This is a genomic window from Pseudomonas koreensis, assembly GCF_012986595.1.
GTDB classification, from domain to species: Bacteria; Pseudomonadota; Gammaproteobacteria; order Pseudomonadales; family Pseudomonadaceae; genus Aquipseudomonas; species Aquipseudomonas koreensis.
In genome coordinates this window covers 249,122-272,025 of the sequence record NZ_JAAQYM010000005.1, presented here as the reverse complement: position 1 = coordinate 272,025, position 22,904 = coordinate 249,122, and the positions used below count along the sequence as shown (strand labels likewise).

The following is a 22,904-nucleotide window of genomic DNA, read 5'->3' as shown; positions in this document are numbered from 1 at the left end:
TTCAAAATCGATTTCGCGAGCAGGCTCGCTCCCACAGAGGTACGCATTACAACTGGGGGAGCGAGCCTGCTCGCGAAGAGGCCATTACAGGCTAGGCAAAAGCTTGCCTGGAACCAGTTCGGTCAGACACCGCGAAGCCAACAACTCGGTCGCCGCATTGATGTCCGGCGCAAAGAAGCGGTCCTTCTCATAGAACGGCACTTCCTTACGCAGAATCGCCCGCGCCTGTTCCAGTTTGGCCGAGGTCTTCAGACCGTTGCGCAGGTCCAGGCCCTGCACCGCCGCCAGCCATTCCACTGCGAGAATCCCGCGAGTGTTCTCGGCCATTTCCCACAGGCGCTTGCCGGCGGCCGGGGCCATGGACACGTGGTCTTCCTGGTTGGCCGAGGTCGGCAGGCTGTCGACCGAATGCGGATGGGACAGCGCCTTGTTCTCGCTGGCCAGTGCAGCAGCCGTCACCTGGGCGATCATGAAACCGGAGTTGACCCCGCCGTTGGCCACCAGGAACGGCGGCAGTTGCGACATGTGCTTGTCCATCATCAGCGAGATGCGGCGCTCGCTCAGCGAGCCGATTTCAGCGATGGCCAGAGCCATGTTGTCGGCGGCCATGGCCACCGGTTCAGCGTGAAAGTTGCCGCCGGAAATCACGTCACCTTCAGCGGCGAAAACCAGCGGGTTATCCGACACGGCGTTGGCTTCGACGACCAGCACTTCGGCGGCCTGGCGGAACTGGGTCAGGCAGGCGCCCATGACTTGCGGCTGGCAACGCAGCGAGTACGGGTCTTGAACCTTCTCGCAGTTCTGGTGCGAATCGGAAACTTCGCTGCGCTCACCCAGCAGATCACGGTAAGCGGCAGCGGCGTCGATCTGGCCCTTCTGGCCACGGGCAGCGTGGATGCGCGCGTCGAACGGCGAGCGCGAGCCGAGCACCGCTTCAACGGTCAGACCGCCCAAGGCGATGGCACCGGCAAACAGATCCTCACCTTCAAACAGGCCGCGCAGGGCAAATGCGGTGGACACCTGAGTGCCGTTGAGCAGCGCCAGGCCTTCTTTTGCGGCCAGGGTCAGCGGGGTCAGACCGGCGACTTTCAGCGCTTCGGTCGCTTCCATCCACTCGCCCTTGTAACGCGCCTTGCCCTCGCCCAGCAGCACCAGCGACATGTGTGCCAATGGCGCGAGGTCACCCGAGGCACCGACCGAACCTTTCAGCGGAATGTGCGGATAAACCTCGGCGTTGATCAGTGCAATCAGCGCATCGATCACCACGCGGCGGATGCCGGAGAAACCACGGCTGAGGCTGTTGACCTTGAGCACCATGATCAGGCGCACCAGCTCATCACTGATCGGCTGGCCGACACCGGCGGCGTGGGACAGCACCAGTGAGCGCTGGAGATTTTCCAGGTCTTCGCTGGCGATGCGGGTCGAGGCCAGCAGGCCGAAACCGGTGTTGATGCCGTAGGCGGTGCGGTTCTCGGCGAGGATCTGTTCAACGCAAGCGACGCTGGCCTCGATCTGCGCGGAGGCGCTGTGGTCGAGGGTCAGCTTGACCGGGTTCTGATAAACGTCACGCAGTTGGGCCAGGCTCAGTTGGCCGGGAATCAGGTTCAGCGCAGTCATTTAAATGCTCCTTTTGAGAGTTTGTTATTAACTACCAGTCGCTCCGGAGCATTCCGTTATCCGTCGCCTCTCGCCTTCTGAGCGATCCGCGCCTTGGCACGCTGGTATGGGTATTGTCAGTGCAGATTCGGTAATACGTTGTGCAGCGAATTCGGGTTTTTCAACACGCTTGCGGCGGCAGCAATATCCGGCGCCAGCCAGCGATCCTGATCGTAAGCCGGGACCGTTTCGCGCAGCAGTCGCCACGCCCGGTCAGTGCCCGCGCCAAAGCGCTGTTCCTTGAGGAATTCAAAGGCCTGCGCCGCCAGCAGATATTCGATGGCGAGGATCTGCGTGCAGTTTTCCAGGGCACGGTGAAGTTTGAGCGCGGCGCTGGTGCCCATGCTCAGGTGGTCTTCCTGCAGGCCCGAGGTGACATAGTTGTCGAGCACCGCCGGCTGCGCCAACTGGCGGTTTTCCGCACACAGCGACGCGGCGACGTATTGCACGATCATCATCCCGGAGTTCACCCCCGGATTGGCCACCAGAAACGCCGGCAAACCGCTGACATGCGGGTTGACCAGACGATCGAGACGGCGCTCGGCAATCGAGCCGATTTCGGCTATGGCAATCGCCAGCAAGTCCGCCGCCATCGCCACCGACTGGCCGTGCGGATTGGCTTGTGACATCACCCGGAAGTTGTCCGGCGTGCCCAACAGCAGCGGATTGTCAGTGCAGCCGTTGAGTTCGGCTTCCACTTGCTTGATCGCGTGCTCCAACTGATCACGCGCCGCGCCGTGGACCTGCGGGATCGAACGGATGCTCAGCGCATCCTGAGTGCGGATGCCTTGGCTCGCCGCAATCACTTCACTGCCATCGAGCAACGCGCGCAGATTGATCCCGACCTGCTGCATGCCAGGGTGCGGCTTGAGCGCGATGATCTCGGCGTCGAACGCCGCAATCTGGCCGCGCTGGGCTTCGAAGCTCATGGCACCGATGACATCGGCCCATTGCACCAGCCGCGTGGCATCGGCAATCGCCAGACAGCTGAGGCCGGTCATGCACGGTGTGCCATTGACCAGGCACAAGCCGTCCTTCGCGCCAAGTTGCACCGGTTGCAGCCCTGCTTCGGCCAGCGCCTGTTGCGCCGAGGTGATTTGCCCGCGATAGCTGACATTGCCCACGCCCAGCAACGCGATGCCGATGTGCGCCATGTGCGTCAGGTAGCCCACCGAACCTTGCGCAGGAACCTGGGGGGTGATGCCGCGATTGAGCAGCGCCAGCAGCGCTTCGACTACGCGGCGATGAATGCCGGATTTGCCGTGGCTGTAGTTGTGGATCGCCGCGCAGAGGATCGCGCGGGTCTGCTCGTCCGCCAGCACCGGGCCGACGCCGCAGGCGTGGCTGAGCAAGGTATTGCGCGAGAGCTGGCTGAGTTGTTCGTCTTTCAGCGAGACGTTGGACAAACCGCCCAGACCGGTGTTGACGCCATAGGCGCGCTCGCCGCTTTCGACAATGCGCTGGACGATGGCCTGAGCATTTTCGATGCGCACCCAGGTCTCGCTCGACAGCTCAAGTTGCGCGCCGTAACGGGCGACGGCGACCACGTCCTGCCAACGCAGGGGGCCGCCGGTGATGATGATTTTTTCAGCCTGGGACATCTAAAACCTCATACCAATTCTGTTGATACAAAAACCTGTGGCGAGGGAGCTTGCTCCCGCTGGACTGCGAAGCAGGCCCAACGTTTTTGCGACCGCTGCGCGCTCGAGCGGGAGCAAGCTCCCTCGCCACAACAGCAGTCTCCCTCAAGTGCTCAAACCACCGCCGCCCGCCGCTGCACGAACCGGTCGACATACTCATCCGCCGGCGAATGCAGGATCTCGCGCGGGGTGCCGACCTGAATCAGGCGGCCATCCTTGAGGATCGCGATGCGGTTGCCGATGCGCACGGCCTCGTCGAGGTCGTGGGTGATGAACACGATGGTTTTGTGCAGGGTCTTTTGCAGCTCCAGCAACTGGTCCTGCATCTCGGCGCGGATCAGCGGATCGAGCGCACTGAACGCTTCGTCCATCAGGATGATGTCGGTGTCCGCCGCCAGTGCACGGGCCAGGCCGACGCGCTGACGCATGCCACCGGAGAGCTGATGCGGGTATTTGTTTTCGTAGCCTTTGAGGCCCACGGTGTTGATCCAGTGCAACGCGCGTTCGGAGCACATCTGCTTGCTCTCGCCACGCACTTTCAGGCCGTAGGCGACGTTCTCGATCACGGTCTTGTGCGGCAGCAGGCCGAAGCTCTGGAACACCATGCTGATCTTGTGCCGGCGAAATTCGCGCAGGGCGTCCATGTCGTATTGCAGGATGTCCACACCATCGACAAGGATCGCGCCGCTGGTCGGATCGATCAGGCGATTGAAGTGGCGCACCAGCGTCGATTTGCCCGAACCGGACAGGCCCATGATCACGAAGATCTCGCCGGTGCCGATGCTTAGCGACAGGTCGTTAACGCCGACCACGCAACCGGTCTCGTTCAGCACCTGATCCTTGGTCTTGCCTTGGCCGACCATCGCCAGTGCATCCTTGGCGCGGTTGCCGAAAATCTTGAAGACGTTTTTGACTTCGATCTTGCTCACGGTTGCGTTGCTCATTTGCTCACCTCATGCCGTGGCCGACCGTACGCCTGAGTAATGCGGTCGATGACCACTGCGAGAATCACGATCGCCAGACCGGCTTCGAGGCCGCGTCCGACGTTGAGGGTCTGAATCCCCACCAGCACATCTTCACCCAGACCACGGGCGCCGATCATCGAGGCGATCACCACCATCGACAGGGCCATCATGGTGGTCTGGTTGATCCCGGCCATGATGCTCGGCAGGGCCAGCGGCAGTTGCACGCCGAACAATTGCTGCCAGCGGTTGGCACCAAAAGCGTTGATCGCTTCCATCACTTCGCCGTCGACCTGGCGAATGCCCAGATCGGTCAGGCGGATCAGCGGCGGTGCGGCGTAGATCACCGTGGCGAAAATCGCCGGGACCTTGCCCAGGCCGAACAGCATCAGCACCGGGATCAGGTACACGAAACTCGGCATGGTCTGCATGATGTCGAGCAGCGGCATCAGCACCGAACGCAGGCGATTGCTGCGCGCCGAGAGAATCCCCAGCGGAATGCCGATCAGCACCGAAATGATCGTCGCGACCATCATCAGCGCCAGGGTCTGCATGAGTTTGTCCCACAGGCCGACGGCGCCCACCAGGAACAGCAGACCGACGATGACGGCGGTGGTCACCACTTTACGCGTGGCGTGCCAGGCGACGACGCCGACGATTGCCAGCATCAACCACCACGGCGCCGCACGCAGCAGGCCTTCGAGGTTGACGATGGCCCACAGCAGGGTGTCCGAGATGTGGCGGAACACATCACCGTAATTGGTGACCAGCGAATCGACCCAACCGTTGACCCAGTCGGCGATGGAAAAGGTAAAGCTTTCGGGAAACATAAGCGGCTCTCAATCAGAAATCTCAATCAAGCGATTACGGCATATCTCCCGGCCAGCCTCACGGTTAGCCGGGAGGTATCGACCTACAGCGCCGCGTCGATTTTCTTGGCTGCGTCGTCACTGACCCACGCATGCCAGACCTCAGGATGTTCCTTGAGGAAGATTTTCGCCAGTTTTGGCGACTCGATACGTTCCTTCGCCATGCGTCCCAGGTTCTGGTTCAGCAGGTCGATCGGCAGGTTGACCTTTTCCAGCACGGCCACCAGTTCCGGGGCTTGCTCGTGGAAGGTTTTCGACAGGCCGACCTTGATGCTCACGGTCTTGTCGACGCCCGGTTTCTCGTCGAGTTTGACCGCGTCGATCTGGCCCATCAGCGGGGTTGGCGACCAGTAGTAGAACAGGATCGGCTCGCCACGCTTGTAGCTCGACAGCACCGCCGCATCCAGCGCCGGGCCGGTGCCCGGACGGAAGTTGGTATAGGTGCTTTCCAGACCGTAGCTTTTGAGCATTTCGCTGTTGTCCAGCTCACAGGTCCAGCCCGCCGGGCAGTTGTAGAAACGGCCCTTGGACGGCTCTTCGGCGTCTTTGAAGATGGCGGCGTATTTGCCCAGATCGGCAATGTTTTTCAGGTCCGGGGCCTTCGGCTCAAGCTTGCGCTTGGCGTCACCTTCGATCACGTAGCGCGGCACGTACCAGCCTTCCACGGCGCCGACGATCGGCGCACCGACACCGACGACCTTGCCGGCCTTCTCGGCCTTGTTCCAGACCTCGCTGCGGCCGACCCATTCTTCGGCGAACACTTGAATATCGTTACTGCTCAGCGCGTTCTCCATGGTGATGGAGTTGCCCGGCAGGCTGTCGGTCTTGCAGTCGTAACCTTTCTCCAGCACCACTTGCAGCACGTCGGTCAGCAGCATGCCGCTTTCCCAGTTCAGGCCGGCGAATTTCACCGGTTTGCCGGATTCGCACCAACCGGCGGCCTGGGTGGCGCCGGCACTGGCCAACAGGCCCATGGACAGCAATGTGGTGAGCAGGGTCTTGTTCGATTTCATTGTTGCGACGCTCCTAATCATGAATTGGCTTACGGCAGTCAAGAGGCATCCAGCCCTGTCCACGTCCAATCAGGCCTGCGCCGCAGCGCGACCGGCCCCACTTTTTTCAGGTGGTACAACGCTGTTCTGCTCGACCGGCAGAATCAGATGATCAGGCACCGAGCCGTGCCATTTTTTGGCGCACACGTAATACAGGGCGGCAGGCAACACCAGACCGATGATCCAGGAGATGTCCACATCGCCAAGGGCGGCCACCAGCGGGCCGGTGTAGAACTTGGTGGAGATGAACGGCAGCTGCACCAGCACACCGAACACGTAGATGCTGATCCCGAGCAGGTTCCAGCGCCCGTAGCGACCGTTCGGATCCGCCAGCGCCGGTACGTCATAGCGCTCACGGGTGATGCAGTAATAGTCGACCAGGTTGATCGCGCTCCAAGGCGTGAAAAACGCCAGCAGGAACAGAATGAACGACTTGAATGCACCGAGGAACGAGTGCTGGCCAAGCAAGGCGATCAGGGTCGCCGCACCGACGATCACCAGCACGAATACCAGACGCTGCATGCGCGAGACCGTCAGGTGCCCACGGAAGCCACTGATGATGGTGGCGATGCACATGAAGCTGCCGTAGGAGTTCAGCGTCGAGATGGTCACCTTGCCGAACGCGATGCTGAAGTACAGCAGCGCCGCGGTGGCACCGGTGCCGCCCAGACCGACGATGTAAGCCACTTCGTGACCGGCAAACTGGCCGTTGGCCGAAGCGGCGGCGAACACGCCAAGAACCATCGCCACTTGCGCCCCGATCACCGAACCAGCACCCGCGGCGAAGAAGGTTTTCACCGAGGAAACCTTGCTCGGCAGGTAGCGCGAATAGTCCGCCACATACGGGCCGAACGCGATCTGCCAGGACGCCGCGAGCGACACCGCCAGCAGGAAGCTGCTCCAGCTGAAGTGGCGGATCTGCAACAGTGCCCCGACATCGACCTGACTCAGCAGACGGCTGAACAGGTACACGAAGGCGATCACGCCAATCACGCTGGCGACGCGGCCGATCCAGTGGATCACCCGATATCCGAGCACCGTGACCAGCACAATGACGCTGGCGAACAGCAGGATGCCAACGGTGTCGCTGACGCCGAACAACTGGCCCAGCGCCTGACCGGACAACACGGTGCCGGTAGCGGTGAAGCCCAGGTACATCAGGCACACCAGAACAATCGGGATCGCCGCGCCATAGACGCCGAACTGCACGCGGCTGGAAATCATCTGCGGCAGGCCAAGCTTCGGCCCTTGCGCCGCGTGCAGCGCCATCACGCCGCCGCCCAGCAGTTGACCGATCAACAGACCGATCAACGACCAGAACACATCACCGCCCAGCACCACGGCCAAGGCCCCGGTGACAATCGCGGTGATTTGCAGGTTCGCCCCCATCCACAGGGTGAACTGGCTCAACAGACGACCGTGTCTTTCCGCTTCCGGGATGTAGTCGATCGAACGCCTTTCGATCAACGGTTTGTTGCCTGCACGATCGGGGGTTACAGCCATGATTCAACCTCTGTGGATTGTTATTCGTTGTGTTGGCCGGATCTCTGCAGGAGCTGCCGCAGGCTGCGATCTTTTGATCTTCGGCGTGGGTAATGACGCCAAGATCGCAGCCTTCAGCAGCTCCTACAGGGTTGTGCGTTTATTTACCGGTAATCATCGGCAGGTTCAGACCCTGCTCCTTGGCGCAGTCGATGGCGATCTGGTAACCGGCATCGGCGTGACGCATGACCCCGGTGGCCGGGTCGTTGTGCAGCACACGGGCAATGCGCTCGGCCGCTTCATCGGTACCGTCGCAGACAATCACCATGCCAGAGTGCTGCGAGAAGCCCATACCCACGCCACCGCCGTGGTGCAGGGAAACCCAGGTCGCGCCGCTCGCGGTGTTCAGCAGAGCGTTGAGCAGTGGCCAGTCGGACACAGCGTCGGAACCGTCCTGCATCGATTCGGTTTCGCGGTTCGGGCTGGCCACCGAGCCGGAGTCGAGGTGGTCGCGACCGATCACGATCGGTGCCGACAGCTCACCGCTGCGCACCATTTCGTTGAAGGCCAGACCGAGCTTGGCGCGCAGGCCCAGACCGACCCAGCAGATACGTGCCGGCAGACCCTGGAAGCTGATGCGCTCACGGGCCATGTCCAGCCAGTTGTGCAGGTGCGCGTCGTCCGGGATCAGTTCTTTGACCTTGGCGTCGGTTTTGTAGATGTCTTGCGGATCGCCCGACAGCGCCGCCCAGCGGAACGGGCCGATGCCACGGCAGAACAGCGGACGGATATAGGCCGGTACGAAGCCCGGGAAGTCGAACGCGTTTTCCACGCCTTCTTCCTGCGCCATCTGACGGATGTTGTTGCCGTAGTCGAAGGTCGGAATGCCTTGCTTCTGGAATTCCAGCATCGCTTTCACGTGTACGGCCATCGATTGCTTGGCGGCTTTGATCACAGCGGCCGGCTCGGTCTTGGCGCGGGCGCGGTACTCGTCCCAGGTCCAGCCGGCTGGCAGGTAACCGTTGAGCGGGTCGTGGGCGCTGGTCTGGTCGGTGACCATGTCCGGGCGTACGCCGCGCTTGACCAGTTCCGGGAGAATTTCTGCGGCGTTGCCCAGCAGCGCGATGGAGATCGCTTTGCCTTCGGCGGTGTATTTGGCGATGCGCGCCAGCGCGTCGTCGAGGTCTTTGGCTTGCTCGTCGACGTAGCGGCTTTTCAGGCGGAAATCGATGCTCACCTGCTGGCATTCGATGTTCAGCGAGCAAGCGCCGGCCAGCGTTGCCGCCAACGGTTGTGCGCCGCCCATGCCGCCGAGACCTGCGGTCAGCACCCACTTGCCCTTGAGGTTGTCGTTGTAATGCTGGCGACCGGCTTCAACGAAGGTTTCGTAGGTGCCTTGGACGATGCCCTGGCTGCCGATGTAGATCCAGCTGCCGGCGGTCATCTGGCCGTACATGGCCAGGCCTTTGGCGTCGAGTTCGTTGAAGTGTTCCCAGCTCGCCCAGTGCGGTACGAGGTTGGAGTTGGCGATCAGCACGCGCGGGGCATTGCTGTGGGTCTTGAACACGCCGACCGGCTTGCCGGATTGCACCAGCAGGGTCTCGTCGTCGTTCAGGTTGGTCAGGCTCTCGACGATCTTGTCGTAGCACTCCCAGTTGCGCGCAGCGCGACCGATACCACCGTAGACCACCAGCTCTTTCGGGTTCTCGGCCACTTCCGGGTCGAGGTTGTTCATCAGCATGCGCAGCGGCGCTTCGGTCAGCCAGCTCTTGGCGGTCAGCTTGTTGCCGCGCGATGCACGGATTTCGACGTCGCGAAACTTAGTCATTTTGTTGTCAGTCACGAAAGAGAACTCCTCAGCGATCAATTCAAACCAACCCTGGCAGTGGGCAAGCAGCCTGCGCGCCTCAATGCGCGACAAGCGAATCAGTGGACGCTGCGGACTTATACGCATACGTCTTTACTTGTACATACAAGCATATGCAATCAAGCGGCCAACTTGCTGGAGGGGCGTTCAGGAAAAATCGCGGACAGGGCTACAGAGCGCCTGAAACAAGGCTTTCGGCGTTGATGAAAATTTTCGCGGAGGTGTTCGGGGGGAATGGACGGCTGTTACGAAAGCGAGGTTTTGCGCCACGCTGGGGCGTTCGGTAACAAGTTGGTGCGTGAAGGGAAACAGAGCTTGTGAATGCACTTGTGGTGAGGGGATTTATCCCCTCACCACAAGTGTTTTATATGAGCAGGGAGATCAGCGTGCGGTCAGTTCGATCACGCAGCAACCGCCATTGGCCGCGACCTCAACCAGCCCGGTGTTACCGTCCAGTTGCAGGCAATCATGCCGTCCAAGCTGCGCGGTCTTTTCACCGACCGTTACTTCGAGCAGCTCACTGACACTGAACACCAGCACCGTCGATGCCGAGCTGAAAAACCGCTGCTCACCGTCCAGCCACTGCAGTCGTGCGCTGTAGCGCTGTGGTGCGTAGATCAGGTTGAAGTCGCGAATGGCGCCGCCGAGCAGCGTGCACGACACCTGGCTTTCGCCACTGAAAGCGAACGGGTCGAGCGGTAACAGCGGGCGTGTGTCATCGCCGTCGACGCACAGGGTCATGCCATCGCCCTGCAACACCGTGATGACTCGCTGGTAACCGGTAAAGGTCGAAAAGCCGCCCGACTCGGCAATGTCGGCAATCGACAGGCGCCAGCCGAAACCCTCAAGGCCGGCGCCGGCGTCGCGGGTGATTTCTTCAGTGCTGCCGCCGCCGTTTTTCCACGGCATGCGCGGGTAACCCTCGGCGCGTAAAACTTTCACTTCACTGCTCATTTATGAAAGCGTCCTTCCAGACGATGACGGGAACCCGGGTGGATCAGGCGCGCCGCCGTCACCGGCTGACGCCCCGACCACGTGCGGCGGCGGATCAACAGGCACGGCTCGCCTTTTTCGATCTGCAACAACTTGCACTCGGACGGCTCGGCGAGGATCGCTTCGACCACGTGCTCGCCCTCGGTCAGCGGCGCCACCTGGTTGAGATAGGCGTAAGGGGTTTGCAGGGTGAAGTCCTGCTTGAGGTATTCCGGAGCGACCAGCGCGTTGACGAAACGGTCTTCGATTTGCACCGGAATGTCGTTTTCGTAATGCACGATCAGCGAATGGAAGACCTTCTGCCCTTCGCGCATGTCCAGCGCCAGTGCGCGCTCGGAACCGGCGGCCTCTTCTTCGAGGGTGATCACCTGGCAGGTGTGGCGATGGCCACGGGAGGCGATTTCGTCGGCGATGTTGTGCACTTCGAACAGCGCAGACTGGCTCTTCGGTTCGGCGACGAACGTGCCGACACCTTGCATGCGCACCAGCATACCGTCGGCGGTCATCTCGCGCAGCGCGCGGTTGATTGTCATGCGGCTGAAGCCGAGCTGGTTGACCAGTTCGCTTTCCGACGGCACGCGGTAGTGCGGCGGCCAGTTACCGCTGTCGATCTGCTGGGTGATCATCTGTTTGACGCGGGCGTACAAGGGCGCCGGACTGTCGCCCAGGTTCGCGGCCAACGGGGAGACTGGAGGCGGAGTCGGCACGGTTGATCCCTGTTCATTGATGAAAGTGACTAGCTTGCCGGAGTTTACCGGGCAGGCAAACGTCTGTATATGTATATACAAATAACACACGATGGGGTGCTGAACCATGTCCGCCTTCTTTGCCGAACGCGCGCTGCTGCCTAACGGATGGGCCAACAATGTACGTCTTGAGGTCAGCGCCGAAGGCGTGTTGACCCAAATCCTGGCCGATTCCACTGCAGATGGCGCCGAACGGCTGAGCGGTCCGCTGTTGCCGGGCATGCCCAATCTGCACTCTCACGCTTTCCAGCGCGCGATGGCCGGCCTGGCCGAAGTCGCCGGTAATCCCAATGACAGTTTCTGGACCTGGCGCGACCTGATGTATCGGCTGGTCGGAAAAATCAGCCCGGAGCAACTCGGCGTCATCGCCCGCCAGCTGTACATCGAGATGCTCAAGGCCGGTTACACCTCGGTCGCCGAATTCCATTACGTGCATCACGACAATAACGGCCAGCCATATGCTGATCCGGCTGAATTGGCGCTGCGTATCAGCCAGGCGGCGAGTGAAAGTGGCATCGGCCTGACCCTGCTGCCGGTGCTCTACAGCCACGCAGGTTTTGGCGGGCAGACGCCGAACGACGGCCAGCGCCGCTTCATCAACAGCACCGAAAACTATCTGAATCTGCAATCACGCCTGCAGCCACTGCTGGCGCAGCAAAAGGCGCAATCGCTGGGGTTGTGCTTCCACTCGTTACGCGCGGTCACCCCGCAGCAGATCAGCGAAGTGCTGGCGGCCAGCGACAAGCAGTGCCCGGTGCACATTCACATCGCCGAACAGCAGAAGGAAGTCGATGACTGCCTGAGCTGGAGCGGTCGTCGTCCGTTGCAATGGCTCTACGAAAACACCGAAGTCGATCAGCGCTGGTGCCTGGTCCACGCGACCCACGCCAACCCGGAAGAAGTCACGCTGATGGCCAAGAGTCGCGCCATCGCCGGCCTGTGCCTGACCACGGAAGCCAACCTCGGCGACGGAATCTTCCCGGCGGTGGATTTCCTCGCCCAGGGCGGGCGCATGGGCATCGGTTCGGACAGCCATGTCTCGCTCAGCGTGGTCGAAGAACTGCGTTGGCTGGAATACGGCCAGCGCCTGCGCGATCAACGCCGCAACCGCTTGTATGGCGCGGATCAGCCGATGGTCGGGCGCACCCTGTATGACACCGCGCTGGAGGGCGGCGCCCAGGCGCTGGGGCAACCGATTGGCGCACTGGAGGTTGGCAAGCGTGCGGACTGGATCGTGCTGGATGGCAATGATCCGTATCTGGCCACGGCCCAAGGTGACGGGATCCTGAATCGCTGGTTGTTCGCCGGCGGCGATCGCCAGGTGCGCGATGTGCTGGTCAACGGCCAGTGGGTGGTGCGTGAGGGGCGGCATGCTGGCGAAGAAGACAGTGCTCGCGCGTTCACCCAGGTTCTGCGCGAAATTTTAGGCTAAGAAAAGCAAAAGATCGCAGCCTGCGGCAGCGCCTACATGGAAATGAGATGGTTCCAGTAGGGGCTGCCGAAGGCTGCGATCTTTTCGCTCTTAATTCGAAGTTTTGGCCATCTGCCGATCGGTCGCGCGCCAGATCAGTCGCGTGGTGTCATAACCCTGCTGCCGCGCCTTGCTCAGCAGCTCCTCACGCACCACACCATTGACGGCCGGCGTGCGGGACAGCAGCCAAAGGTATTTGCGGCTCGGGTCGCCGACGATGGCGGTCTTGTAGTCATCGCTGACGTACAACACCCAGTATTCGCCTTTCGCCACACCCGGAATCAGCCGTGAGAACCAGGTATCGAACTCGACCCACAGTTTGTCGGTCTTGCCCGGCACCTGTGGATAAGCTTTGCCCTTGGCCTCTTCCCACTGCCAGTCGGCGGTCAGGCAGCGATTGAGCACATCGACGTTGCCGTCAGGCCTGAGCGCGTAATGGGCTTCGGACTGCGCGCAATTGCGCTGGAAGTACATCGGCAGTCGCGCCAGTTCGTACCAGGTGCCCTGGTAACGCTTGAGGTTGACGCTGTGGACTGTCTTGGGCGCCAGCGGATCTTCACCGTGCGTGGCGCAGCCGGCCAGTACCAGGCCGGCAAAAAGAACAAACAATAACCGCTTCATTATTTTTCTCCCGTGGGCGCGTAGCCCCGGATTACTTCAGGCCTTGGCCGGAAAACATCAACACTTTGTCACCGGCGTACTGCACGCTGATAAAGCTTTTCTGGTCGCCCCAGGTGCAACTGGACATGCCGAGCGCGCCCGAGCAGTCAGTGGGTTTGCCGAGCAGCGTCTCCACTTCGGCCTTGGCCATGCCGGCCGAAAGCTTGGAATAGTTTTCCTGATTGACCTTGCTGCATGCGGCCAGCAGCACGCAAAAAGTCAGAAGGGCGATAGATCGCAGCGACATGAAGTAACTCCTGGAGCGGAAGGGGGGTGGCATGGCGCCAACCAGAAGCTTAGAAGAGAAAACCCCTTTCTGGTTCCCCACGCGGGTGGCTATTTATTGCTCCGCTCGTCTGGCATTTACCGGCAAATCAGCGACTTTTTGCGGCTATTGAGCATTTCGTCGCATTTCCTCAAAACCGCCTAATCTTTGGCGCGCCGCGGTCGAAATAAGAGCAGCGCAAAGCCTCCGAGTGTGGCAAATTGCCGCCCTTTCTCGACCAGCCCCTTCGCGGTAGTTCATTCGATGACCAGAAACATGAAATTCAGCCACAAGATCTTGTTGGCTGCCGCCCTCGTGGTGGCCGTAGCGTTCGCCTGTTTCATTTTCTTCAACGACTATCGACAACGCGAAGCCCTGAGCAGCAGCACCGAGGCTTCGATGCAGGAGCTGGGCAGCCTCACCACCAGCAACATCCAGACCTGGCTGGAAAGCCGCATCCAGTTGCTGCAATCGCTGTCGCAGCAAGTCGCCGCCGACGGCAGCGCCCCCGCCAGCCTGAAACGCATCATCGACCTGCCCGCCTACACCGGCAATTTCCAGCTCAGCTACTTCGGTGGCGCTGACGGCGTGATGTTCTCCGTACCCGCCGGCAATCGTGCGCCGGATTACGATCCGCGCGCCCGTGGCTGGTACAAGGCGGCCACCAGCGCCCAGCAGACCATCGTCACCGAGCCGTACATCGCCGCCTCGTCGGGCAAACTGGTGATCACCGTCGCCACCCCGGTGCAGCGTCAGGGCCAGATGATCGGTGTGGCCGGTGCGGACATCGACCTGACCAGCGTCAGCGCGATCATCAACTCGCTCAACTTTGGTGGCCACGGCCATGCGTTCATCGTCAGCGCCGATGGCAAAATCCTGATCCACCCGGACAGCAAACTGGTGCTCAAGACGCTCGCCGAGGCCTACCCGAACGGCGCACCGAAAGTCAGCCCGGGCCTGAAAGAAGTCGAGTTCGACGGCAAGACCCAACTGATCTCGTTCACCCGCGTCAACGGCGTGCCATCGGCCGACTGGTATGTGGCGCTGGTGCTGGACAAGGACACCGCGTTCTCGATGCTCAGCGAGTTCCGCACCTCGGCGCTGATCGCCATGGTGATTGCCGTGGTGATCATCATCGCCCTGCTGGGCATGCTGATCCGCGTACTGATGCAGCCGCTGCTGACCATGGGCCGTGCGATGCACGACATCGCCGAAGGTGAAGGCGACCTGACCAAGCGTCTGGTGATTCACGGCCACGACGAATTCGGTGCGCTGGGCCTGTCGTTCAACCGCTTCGTCGAGCGTATTCACACCTCGATCCGCGAAGTGTCCTCGGCCACCGGTCAGGTCAACGAAGTCGCCCTGCGCGTGGTCGCGGCGTCGAACTCGTCGATGTACAACTCCGACCAGCAAGCCAGCCGCACCAACAGCGTGGCCGCCGCGATCAACCAGCTCGGCGCCGCCGCCCAGGAAATCGCGCAGAACGCCGCCCTCGCCTCGCAGCACTCCAGCGATGCGCGCAGCCTGGCGGTCGACGGTCAGCAGGTTGTGGATAAAACCATCCACGCCATGCAGCAACTGTCGGCAAAGATCAGCGATTCCTGCGCCAACATCGAAACCCTGAACAGCAACACGGTGAACATCGGGCAGATTCTGGAAGTGATCACCAGCATCTCGCAACAGACCAACCTGCTGGCGCTCAACGCAGCGATCGAAGCAGCCCGCGCCGGTGAGGCCGGTCGTGGTTTCGCCGTGGTTGCTGACGAGGTGCGCAACCTCGCACACCGCACTCAGGATTCGGCGCAGCAAGTGCAGAAGATGATCGAAGAGCTGCAAGTCGGCGCGCGTCAGGCCGTGAGCATCATGACCGAGAGCCAGCGCGAGAGCGAAAGCAGCGTCGGCATCGCCAACCAGGCCGGCGAACGCCTGGGCAGCGTGACCCAGCGCATTGGCGAGATCGACGGGATGAACCAGTCGGTGGCCACCGCGACCGAGGAGCAGACCGCCGTGGTCGAGTCGATCAACGTCGACATCAACGAGATCAACACGCTGAACCAGGAAGGTGTGGAGAACTTGCAGGCAACCCTGCGTGCGTGTTCGGATCTGGAGCAGCAGGCGGCGCGCCTCAAGCAGTTGGTCGGCAGCTTCCGCATTTAAAGCACTGCCACTGGCCCCTTCGCGAGCAGGCTCGCTCCCACATTGGAATGCATTTCAACTGTGGGAGCGAGCCTGCTCGCGAAGAGGGATTGAGTCGTGATGAAGATTTAGAACCGTGACCCCGGCCCAGACAAAAACACCAACTCCTCAGCCGTAGACTCCCGTCCCAACACCGCATTGCGATGCGGAAACCGTCCAAACCGTGCAATCACTTTCTGATGCCGCTCGGCATAGTCCAGATTGTCGGCAAACACAGCACGCTGCGCCTGCGGCTGCTCAGCCACCAGTTCGATAAAGCGCGAAACGGCTTCGTTCTGCACCGCGAGGTTTTCGCAGTGTTCGAAGACGAGGTAGATGAATACGCGCTGGATCGGCTTCAGTTGCCGATCAAAGTCCGCCGCAATGCCCTGCGCGACAAGCTTCTGCGCACGCAGATCACCCGAGAATGCTTTGGGAGAGTCGCGAAAGATCATTCGCGGCAGTTGATCGAGCAGCAGCACCACCGCCAGCCAACCTTCGGGACATTGCGTCCACTCGGTCAATCCGCCCGCGAGGGCCTGATCGACAAAGACCCCGAAACGCTCACGCGCTTCGAGGTCTTGGCTGTCACGCTTGCCGAACCACAACTTGCCCTTGTCAGCCGAGATTTCGTCCGGTGATTCGGCGTGTCCGAACCACCAATCGAGCAACGGCTGCCAGGGCGCGTGCATGGTTTATTCCTTGTGGTATGCCGTGGCGCGCGCCACTTCTTCTTTCGAGCCGAGGAACACCGCTACACGCTGGTGCAGGCCTTCTGGCTTGATGTCGAGGATGCGCTGGTGGCCGTCGGTGGACGCGCCGCCGGCCTGTTCCACCAGGAACGACATCGGGTTGGCTTCGTACATCAGACGCAGTTTGCCCGGCTTCGACGGCTCGCGGCTGTCACGTGGGTACATGAACAGACCACCACGGGTCAGGATGCGGTGCACGTCGGCGACCATCGCGGCAACCCAGCGCATGTTGTAGTTCTTCTTCAGCGGACCTTCTTCGCCGGCCAGCAATTCGCTGACGTAGCGTTGTACCGGGGCTTCCCAGTGGCGCTGGTTGGACATGTTGATCGCGAATTCCTGGGTGGTTTCAGGAATGGTGATGTCTTCGTGAGTCAGGACGAAGCTGCCCATTTCGCGGTCCAGGGTGAAGCCTTTGACGCCGTCGCCCAGGGTCAGCACCAGCATGGTCTGTGGGCCGTAGATCGCGTATCCGGCGGCCACTTGCTGGGTGCCTGGCTGCAGGAAGGCTTTTTCGTTCAGCGGTTCGTTCTGGCTCAGGTATTCGTTCGGGCAACGCAGTACCGAGAAGATGGTGCCGACCGGGGCGTTGATGTCGATGTTCGACGAACCGTCCAGTGGGTCGAACACCAGCAGGTACGCGCCTTTCGGGTATTTGCCCGGGATCTGGTAGGCATTGTCCATTTCTTCGGACGCCATGCCGGCCAGGTGACCGCCCCATTCGTTGGCTTCGAGCAGGATCTCGTTCGACAGCACGTCGAGCTTCTTCTGCACTTCGCCTTGGACGTTTTCAGTGCCCATGCTGCCCAGAACACCACCCAGGGCGCCTTTGGACACGGCGTGGCTGATCTCTTTGCAAGCACGCGCCACCACTTCGATCAGGAAACGCAGATCGGCAGGAGTGTTATTGCTGCGGGTCTGCTCAATCAAATAGCGACTCAGGGTAACGCGGGACATGGACGGCTCCGGTGGAATGGGGGGCTAAAAACCCGCGCAGTTTACAGGGAGTCTGAAAACGTAGCGAGCGAAGACGCCCGGTAACGTGCGTTGGGGTGTATTTGCCTGCATGAGACGTGATTGTCGATGGAGAGTTCAGGTAGCGGGTTTAGCGTAGTTGGAAATCGGACGGGTGTGGCTGGGGGTTAATTGATCAGTTCGGAATATGTATGGGCTGACACGCCGCTTTCGCGAGCAGGCTCGCTCCCACAGGGAATCGGGGGTGACCGCTGAATTGCGTCCATTGAAGATCTACTGTGGGAGCGAGCCTGCTCGCGAATGGCGCGCAGCGCCAGCCATGCTCAGGAATTGGTCGGTGGCTTGCGCAGCAGACTCGCCGCCATCGCCCCGAGGAACACCACACTCACCAGCAATACCGCCCACAAACCGATTTTCTTCCAATTGGTCTCGGCCACCGCTGCGGTGGTTGCCGGCGAGGTCTGCGTCGCAACCGCTTCACCCTGCACCTTCGCCTGGCCCAGCGTCGCGAGTTTCTCCGGTTTGAAATCCGGAATCAGCGTGCTCAGTGGCAGGTTCGCGGTTTTCACCGTCGAATTGCCCAGCGCCAGACTGTAAGGCCCGTCACCACGGGCAAGGAAAATCACCTGGGTCGCCCGCACCGCGTATTTCAGGCTCGGTGCCTGCTCGCCAAGTCCGCCGCCGCGTTCGTCCACCGTCAGTTTCAGTTGCTGCACAGGCTGCCCATACAGCTGCAATTCGTTCTGCACCACGTCCTGACCATTCTGGGTCAGGCGGTACAGCAAGCCGTTGCTCAGTGTCTGCCACGGCAGGCTGCTCTCGCGCCGGCCGGCCAGCGTCACCGGGGCCAGGCTGTTCGCTTGCTTGAGTTCCACCTGCACCCGCTCGACGTTCAGCCCCATCGGCAACTGCCAGGTGTACTCGCCCGCCTTGGCGCTGCTGCCCGCCAACGCTGGCGACCAGACCAACGGCAGCGGCACGTTGCGCGGGTCGCTGCTTTTCAGTTGCGCCGAAGTCAGCGTCGGTGCCGAATTCGGCGATTCCCATAGCAAGCGCACATAGCGTGCGGATTGCCCGGGTAACGTCACTTCGTGCTGTTCGATGCGCTCATCGGAAAAGGTCAGCCGCGCCACCTGGCCTTCGCCCCACGCCTGCCAGTGCTGCAAGTCGTCGCTGGCCTCAATGCTGAAGCGCTGAAAGCCGTCGCGTTCGCTGGTCCAGTCGAGAATCAGCTGCTGCAACGGCGCTTTGATCGCGCTGGCGTCGAGCAGCCAGCCACGTAGCACTTCTTCGCCGGCCTCCAGTTGAGTGGACGGCTGCACCTCCACCAGCGTGCCGGTGGTGGTCGATTGCACGCGTACGTTGGGCGCACGCTCGTTGGCGTCGGCGGCGTTGTACAGCGGGAACCACTTCACGTCATGCAACTGACCGTCATCGCGGGTCTGCGCCGATTCCCGGGCCAGGGCGTAGGCTTGCGGTTCGCCGGCGGCGTTGAATACGCGCAGGTCGCTGAGATCGGTCTGGCGTGCCTGCAGTTGCGCGCTCAACGGCAGTTCGAGGCGATACCAAGGGCCGTTGCCACTGACCGCCAGCGGCACCTGCGTGGCGAAGTCCGCCGGTTTTTCCTGGGCGCCGGCAGCCATCACCACGCCCAACGCCAACCACCCCAGATTCAGCATGCGACTCAAGATGAAACTCCTTCAATGTCCGGCACGGGTTTGTCCGCCGCCGGTTCGGCTTCGATGCGCTTGGGCGGCAGCGGGGCAAAATAGCCCACCACCAGCAGCAACACGCCGACGCCGATAAACGAGACGATCCGCGCCAGTCCGCCACGGTTGCTCAATTCGACAAAAACCAGTTTCGCCACCACCAGCGCAATCAGCGCCGCGCCGATCAGCCACACCTCGCGCCGGTGACGCAGATGCCCGCCGATCATCAGGCCCAGCGCCATCAGCGTCCAGACGATGGACAACCCGGCCTGCACCAGCATCGATTCGAGCAGCAGATCCAGCTCGAACGGGATTCCCGCCCAATGGTGCGCGGCGCGGGTCACCAGCGCGGTGCAGAAGGCAAACAGCGAAACTCCAGCGACCAGTTGCGTGGCGTACTCGGCGTAATCCTTGCGCAGGGCAAACTGCGTCACCGCATGGCGCGACCACACGTACACCCCGAACAGCGCGAACAGCAGGCCCAACTCCAGCGGGTTGAGCAGCGGCACGTACGGCAGCGGTTCGGCGTTGCCGTCGCTGACGCCGTTGGCCAGCCAGAACCACGCCAGCATCAGCACCGCAAGGGGCGCCGCGGCGTACAAACGATATTCGCGGGGGAACGCTGCCACCGGCCACGGCCAGTTGCGCGGAGCCGCCGCCAGCAACAGATACAGGCTCGGCAGGATCGCCCAACCCAGCCAGCGCCAGGCGTTATATTGCTCGGACAACATCAGCAGGCCGTAACGCAACTCCAGCGCCAGCACGCCGATCAGCAGCCAGCAGCCGAGCACATGCGCGGTGCTCAGGGCCAGCGCCGGCAGCATCGGCGCCAGACGCCGCAAGCTGAAGAAATGCACGGCGAACACCAGCGCCCACGCCAGCCAGCCGAAGTTCGCCGCAGGGTGATAACGCGCATGCCACGCCGCCAGCAACACCAGCCCCGCGGCCGGAATCAGCAAGGTGCAGAGCAGGCCCAACGCCGGCCATTTCAGACGCAGCGACAACACTGTCCACAACGCCACGCTCAGTGCGGCGACCAGCAGCAACAGCGTCGCCTCCAGATTCCACGGCGCAAAACGCGACACCTCGCTGACCCACGCCAGCACCCACCAGCCGGCGCCCCACACCAGCAGCAGCTCAGACAGGCGCTGCAAACTCAGCGCATCGAATGCCGAAGGGTGATTGCCCAGTTGCAGGCGCCAGGCCCCGATCATGGCCGCCAGCCCCAACACCAGTGGCGTCCAGAAGCCGCCATGGGCCAGCGGTCGCAGACCTTCGCTGGACAGCGGTCCGAGTAACTCGGGACCGACCAGCAAAAACGCCGCGCCGCCGATCAACTGCAACAACAGACCAAAGACAAAACTCACGCGCTGCTTGAGGTACAGGCTCAGCCAGATGATCAGCAATCCGCTGGCTGCCCACACCGCGCTCGCGGTTTGCCATGGCAACACGAACAGCACCGCCAGATTGATCAGCACCAACCCCGCCAACAGCACCACCGACAAGCCACGCAGCAGACGCACATCACCGCGCACCATCTCGTCGCGCGCCGCCAGCAGCATGCCGGCGATCAATGCCAGACCGATCAGGGATGCGCTGAGCAAACCGCTCCAGCCAGCGCTGAACACCGCCGCCGAACCCTCACCCGCACCTTGCAGGCGCAACAGGAACAACGCACCACCGAGCAACTGCACGGCAAACGCGGTGAACAGGAACGTGCGCGATTGCAGGCGCAGGCCAACGAACAACGTTGCCAGCCCGGCCAGCGCCCAACTGATCGCCGTGGTTTGAACAAAGAACAACAGCGGCGCCAGCAGGTACAGGAAGCTCAGACCCAGGGCCGCCAGCACCGGAAGGCCTTGGCGCTCCCACGGTGCAGCCTGTTCCGGCGCGGCCTTGCGCAACTGGTAGAAACTGAACAGCAGCGCGATGCCGAGCATCAATGCGCCCAACGGTGCGCCGTCGAGCAAGCTGCTTTCACCGACCCGCAACTGACTGAGGAAGGCCAGCGCCGAACCCAGTTGCAGCAGCAGGGCAAACGCTCGGGCGAACGGCCGCTGCTGACGCAAGCCGAGCCAGAAAATCCCCGCGCCCTCCACCGCCCACGCCGCCGAGGTCCAGCGCGCATCGAGGCCGAGCGGGATCGCCAGGCTGGCAAAAATCACCCCCAACGCCAGACAGGTTTCGCCCAACAACAAGGCACGGCCGCCCATCAATACCCGGGCCAGCCCCATGTAGATCACGCCCAGCGCCAGCGCACTGAACGCGGCCGCGAACTCCAGGTGCTGCACCAGCGCAAACTGCAGACCGAAGCCCACGATCGGCGGCCCGAACAGCATCGTGCCGTCGACGTAGTCGCCCTTGCGGGCCGACCAGTGCAACAGCGCCTCGCGGTCGCCGTCCGCCGGCGCATCGGGCATATCAAGCAACTTGCGCCGGGCGAACAGCAGGCCGATGGCCAGGTACATCAGGAAGAACAGGATCAGGAACGGCTCGGTGCTCCACAGCAACTCAGGCGCATACAAACGCAGCCCCCAGGCGAAACCGATACCGAAGGTGCCGACGAAACCGATCAGGTTGAGCAGACGCCAGGCCTTGAACCAGGCGATGGCGAGAATGCCGGCGTTGAGCAGTGCGAAATAGCTGAACAGCGCAACATGGTTGCCCTCCCCGGTCGAGGTCAGGATCGGCGCGGCGAAGCCGCCCAATGCCGCAGCGGCAGCCAGGCCCAGCGCATCTTGAGTAATGGCGAGAATCGCCGAGAACACCGTCACGGCCACCAACAGGCCCAGCGCGGCGGACGGGTCGAGCAACGGGTGCAGGCGCATCGCCGCAAACACCGTCAGGTACAGGACCGCAATCCCGGTGCCCTGCAAAATCAGCGCATAACTGCTGTTGCGCCGACGCAGCCACCAGCCCAGCGCCAACAGAGCCAAAGCCGCCGCCGCAACACCGGCGTAACGCAGTTCGATCGGCACCACCATGCCTTCGGTGGCGTAGCGCAACAGGAAGGCCAGGCCGAAGAACAACAGCACCACGCCGACCCGCAGCACGGTGTTGCCGCCGAACAGCCAGTTGCGCGCAGCGCTGATGCCGCGCTCGATGAGGTTCGGGCCACGGGGTTCGGCGAGAGGTGCGGGGGCTGCCGGCTCGTCGCTGACGGCGTCCAGACGCCAGACATCGGCCGGTAGCGGCTGGCTGGTTTCGCTGGCGACGGCAGAGATCGGTTCGAGTTCGGGGGGCAGTTCCCAGACCAGATCAGGCGTGGGAGCGGATGCTTGTTCGGCGACGGTGACCGGCTCGACGACGGCGTCCGCAACCGGCTCAATACTCGGCGGTGTGGTACGCCCCCCTACACCTTCAAGCAGAAACAAGCGCTGCTCGACGGCGTGCAAGGCGACCTTTGCCTGTTCAAGTTGACGCTGTTGTTCGGCGGTCTGCGTGCCGAGCCGGGCAATACGCAGCGATTGCCCGATCGCCAGCCCGAGCAGCGCACCCAGCAACGCGGCGCTGAACGACTCGTCGAGCAACCAGCCGAGCACCAGCCCGATCAACATGAACATCCATTGCATGGTCGATATCCCTAAGCGCAAAGGCCAATCCGGGAAGATTAGCGCAGCCTGATCCAAAAAG

General features: G+C 62.1%; 17 protein-coding genes and 1 pseudogene. 3 read left to right on the top strand and 15 right to left on the bottom strand.

What is annotated here, in order from left to right:
* Window positions 1–84 precede the first annotated feature (84 nt).
* From hutH (HBN98_RS17155) to hutC, 9 genes are all read right to left on the bottom strand, one after another.
* Entirely contained in the window at window positions 85–1,617 is a 1,533-nt protein-coding gene (hutH, locus tag HBN98_RS17155; RefSeq protein ID WP_064585565.1) for a histidine ammonia-lyase, read from the bottom strand.
* 116 nt (window positions 1,618–1,733) lie between these two features.
* Complete coding sequence (gene hutH, locus HBN98_RS17150) at window positions 1,734–3,257, bottom strand: histidine ammonia-lyase (protein ID WP_083367265.1); 1,524 nt, start codon at window positions 3,255–3,257, stop codon at window positions 1,734–1,736.
* A 152-nt stretch (window positions 3,258–3,409) separates the two neighbouring features.
* Window positions 3,410–4,240: a quaternary amine ABC transporter ATP-binding protein gene (locus HBN98_RS17145; protein ID WP_064585563.1), complete on the bottom strand. Its 831-nt coding sequence runs from the start codon at window positions 4,238–4,240 to the stop codon at window positions 3,410–3,412.
* Window positions 4,237–5,088: an ABC transporter permease gene (locus HBN98_RS17140; protein ID WP_007949591.1), complete on the bottom strand. Its 852-nt coding sequence runs from the start codon at window positions 5,086–5,088 to the stop codon at window positions 4,237–4,239. The genes HBN98_RS17145 and HBN98_RS17140 overlap by 4 nt, the downstream gene beginning before the upstream one ends.
* A gap of 83 nt (window positions 5,089–5,171) precedes the next feature.
* Complete coding sequence (locus HBN98_RS17135; RefSeq protein ID WP_064585562.1) at window positions 5,172–6,140, bottom strand: ABC transporter substrate-binding protein; 969 nt, start codon at window positions 6,138–6,140, stop codon at window positions 5,172–5,174.
* 69 nt (window positions 6,141–6,209) lie between these two features.
* Window positions 6,210–7,682, bottom strand: coding sequence for a purine-cytosine permease family protein (locus tag HBN98_RS17130; protein WP_083367266.1), 1,473 nt, complete (start codon window positions 7,680–7,682; stop codon window positions 6,210–6,212).
* Window positions 7,683–7,821: 139 nt separating this feature from the next.
* Window positions 7,822–9,489, bottom strand: coding sequence for a urocanate hydratase (gene hutU / locus HBN98_RS17125; RefSeq protein ID WP_099093345.1), 1,668 nt, complete (start codon window positions 9,487–9,489; stop codon window positions 7,822–7,824).
* Window positions 9,490–9,909: 420 nt separating this feature from the next.
* The gene (locus HBN98_RS17120) at window positions 9,910–10,482 is read right to left on the bottom strand and encodes a HutD/Ves family protein (protein WP_083367267.1); all 573 of its coding nucleotides are present in this window, start codon (window positions 10,480–10,482) and stop codon (window positions 9,910–9,912) included.
* Window positions 10,479–11,147, bottom strand: coding sequence for a histidine utilization repressor (gene hutC / locus HBN98_RS17115; RefSeq protein WP_229754992.1), 669 nt, complete (start codon window positions 11,145–11,147; stop codon window positions 10,479–10,481). The genes HBN98_RS17120 and hutC overlap by 4 nt, the downstream gene beginning before the upstream one ends.
* Before the next feature lie 187 nt (window positions 11,148–11,334).
* Here hutC and HBN98_RS17110 point away from each other — a divergent pair, with 187 nt between their 5' ends.
* Complete coding sequence (locus HBN98_RS17110; protein ID WP_083367269.1) at window positions 11,335–12,699, top strand: formimidoylglutamate deiminase; 1,365 nt, start codon at window positions 11,335–11,337, stop codon at window positions 12,697–12,699.
* 90 nt (window positions 12,700–12,789) lie between these two features.
* On the opposite strand, the gene HBN98_RS17105 is transcribed toward HBN98_RS17110, so the two are convergent.
* Both HBN98_RS17105 and HBN98_RS17100 read right to left on the bottom strand, forming a co-directional pair.
* Window positions 12,790–13,359 (bottom strand): lipocalin family protein, encoded by a 570-nt coding sequence (locus HBN98_RS17105; protein WP_083367270.1) that lies wholly within the window; start codon window positions 13,357–13,359, stop codon window positions 12,790–12,792.
* A gap of 31 nt (window positions 13,360–13,390) precedes the next feature.
* Window positions 13,391–13,645, bottom strand: a complete 255-nt coding sequence (locus HBN98_RS17100) for a hypothetical protein (RefSeq protein ID WP_007961748.1) — start codon at window positions 13,643–13,645, stop codon at window positions 13,391–13,393.
* A 282-nt stretch (window positions 13,646–13,927) separates the two neighbouring features.
* Between HBN98_RS17100 and HBN98_RS28295 the strand changes: the two are divergent.
* Window positions 13,928–14,962, top strand: a pseudogene (locus HBN98_RS28295) (cache domain-containing sensor histidine kinase); the annotation flags it as partial.
* Window positions 14,963–15,055: 93 nt separating this feature from the next.
* Window positions 15,056–15,820: a methyl-accepting chemotaxis protein gene (locus tag HBN98_RS28290; RefSeq protein ID WP_373292957.1), complete on the top strand. Its 765-nt coding sequence runs from the start codon at window positions 15,056–15,058 to the stop codon at window positions 15,818–15,820.
* Between the two features lie 107 nt (window positions 15,821–15,927).
* On the opposite strand, the gene HBN98_RS17090 is transcribed toward HBN98_RS28290, so the two are convergent.
* The 4 genes from HBN98_RS17090 to HBN98_RS17075 all read right to left on the bottom strand — a co-directional run bounded on the left by HBN98_RS17090 (window position 15,928) and on the right by HBN98_RS17075 (window position 22,843).
* Window positions 15,928–16,530, bottom strand: a complete 603-nt coding sequence (locus HBN98_RS17090; RefSeq protein ID WP_083367271.1) for a DUF924 family protein — start codon at window positions 16,528–16,530, stop codon at window positions 15,928–15,930.
* A gap of 3 nt (window positions 16,531–16,533) precedes the next feature.
* Window positions 16,534–17,544: a class 1 fructose-bisphosphatase gene (locus HBN98_RS17085; protein ID WP_064585553.1), complete on the bottom strand. Its 1,011-nt coding sequence runs from the start codon at window positions 17,542–17,544 to the stop codon at window positions 16,534–16,536.
* A 341-nt stretch (window positions 17,545–17,885) separates the two neighbouring features.
* Complete coding sequence (locus tag HBN98_RS17080; RefSeq protein ID WP_083367272.1) at window positions 17,886–19,250, bottom strand: DUF3999 domain-containing protein; 1,365 nt, start codon at window positions 19,248–19,250, stop codon at window positions 17,886–17,888.
* A complete protein-coding gene (locus tag HBN98_RS17075) occupies window positions 19,247–22,843 on the bottom strand; it encodes a DUF2339 domain-containing protein (protein WP_083367273.1) in 3,597 nt (1,198 codons plus the stop codon). Before HBN98_RS17075 ends, HBN98_RS17080 begins: the two co-directional genes overlap by 4 nt.
* Window positions 22,844–22,904: the final 61 nt, after the last annotated feature.

Coding starts and splice junctions, on each gene's coding strand:
- HBN98_RS17085 (WP_064585553.1), bottom strand. CDS start 17,544: ATGTCCCGCGTTACCCTGAGTCGCTATTTGATTGAGCAGACCCGCAGC.
- HBN98_RS17140 (WP_007949591.1), bottom strand. CDS start 5,088: ATGTTTCCCGAAAGCTTTACCTTTTCCATCGCCGACTGGGTCAACGGT.
- hutH (WP_083367265.1), bottom strand. CDS start 3,257: ATGTCCCAGGCTGAAAAAATCATCATCACCGGCGGCCCCCTGCGTTGG.
- HBN98_RS17135 (WP_064585562.1), bottom strand. CDS start 6,140: ATGAAATCGAACAAGACCCTGCTCACCACATTGCTGTCCATGGGCCTG.
- hutC (WP_229754992.1), bottom strand. CDS start 11,147: ATGATCACCCAGCAGATCGACAGCGGTAACTGGCCGCCGCACTACCGC.
- hutH (WP_064585565.1), bottom strand. CDS start 1,617: ATGACTGCGCTGAACCTGATTCCCGGCCAACTGAGCCTGGCCCAACTG.
- HBN98_RS17075 (WP_083367273.1), bottom strand. CDS start 22,843: ATGCAATGGATGTTCATGTTGATCGGGCTGGTGCTCGGCTGGTTGCTC.
- HBN98_RS17090 (WP_083367271.1), bottom strand. CDS start 16,530: ATGCACGCGCCCTGGCAGCCGTTGCTCGATTGGTGGTTCGGACACGCC.
- HBN98_RS17100 (WP_007961748.1), bottom strand. CDS start 13,645: ATGTCGCTGCGATCTATCGCCCTTCTGACTTTTTGCGTGCTGCTGGCC.
- HBN98_RS17120 (WP_083367267.1), bottom strand. CDS start 10,482: ATGAGCAGTGAAGTGAAAGTTTTACGCGCCGAGGGTTACCCGCGCATG.
- hutU (WP_099093345.1), bottom strand. CDS start 9,489: ATGACTAAGTTTCGCGACGTCGAAATCCGTGCATCGCGCGGCAACAAG.
- HBN98_RS17130 (WP_083367266.1), bottom strand. CDS start 7,682: ATGGCTGTAACCCCCGATCGTGCAGGCAACAAACCGTTGATCGAAAGG.
- HBN98_RS28290 (WP_373292957.1), top strand. CDS start 15,056: ATGTACAACTCCGACCAGCAAGCCAGCCGCACCAACAGCGTGGCCGCC.
- HBN98_RS17145 (WP_064585563.1), bottom strand. CDS start 4,240: ATGAGCAACGCAACCGTGAGCAAGATCGAAGTCAAAAACGTCTTCAAG.
- HBN98_RS17110 (WP_083367269.1), top strand. CDS start 11,335: ATGTCCGCCTTCTTTGCCGAACGCGCGCTGCTGCCTAACGGATGGGCC.
- HBN98_RS17105 (WP_083367270.1), bottom strand. CDS start 13,359: ATGAAGCGGTTATTGTTTGTTCTTTTTGCCGGCCTGGTACTGGCCGGC.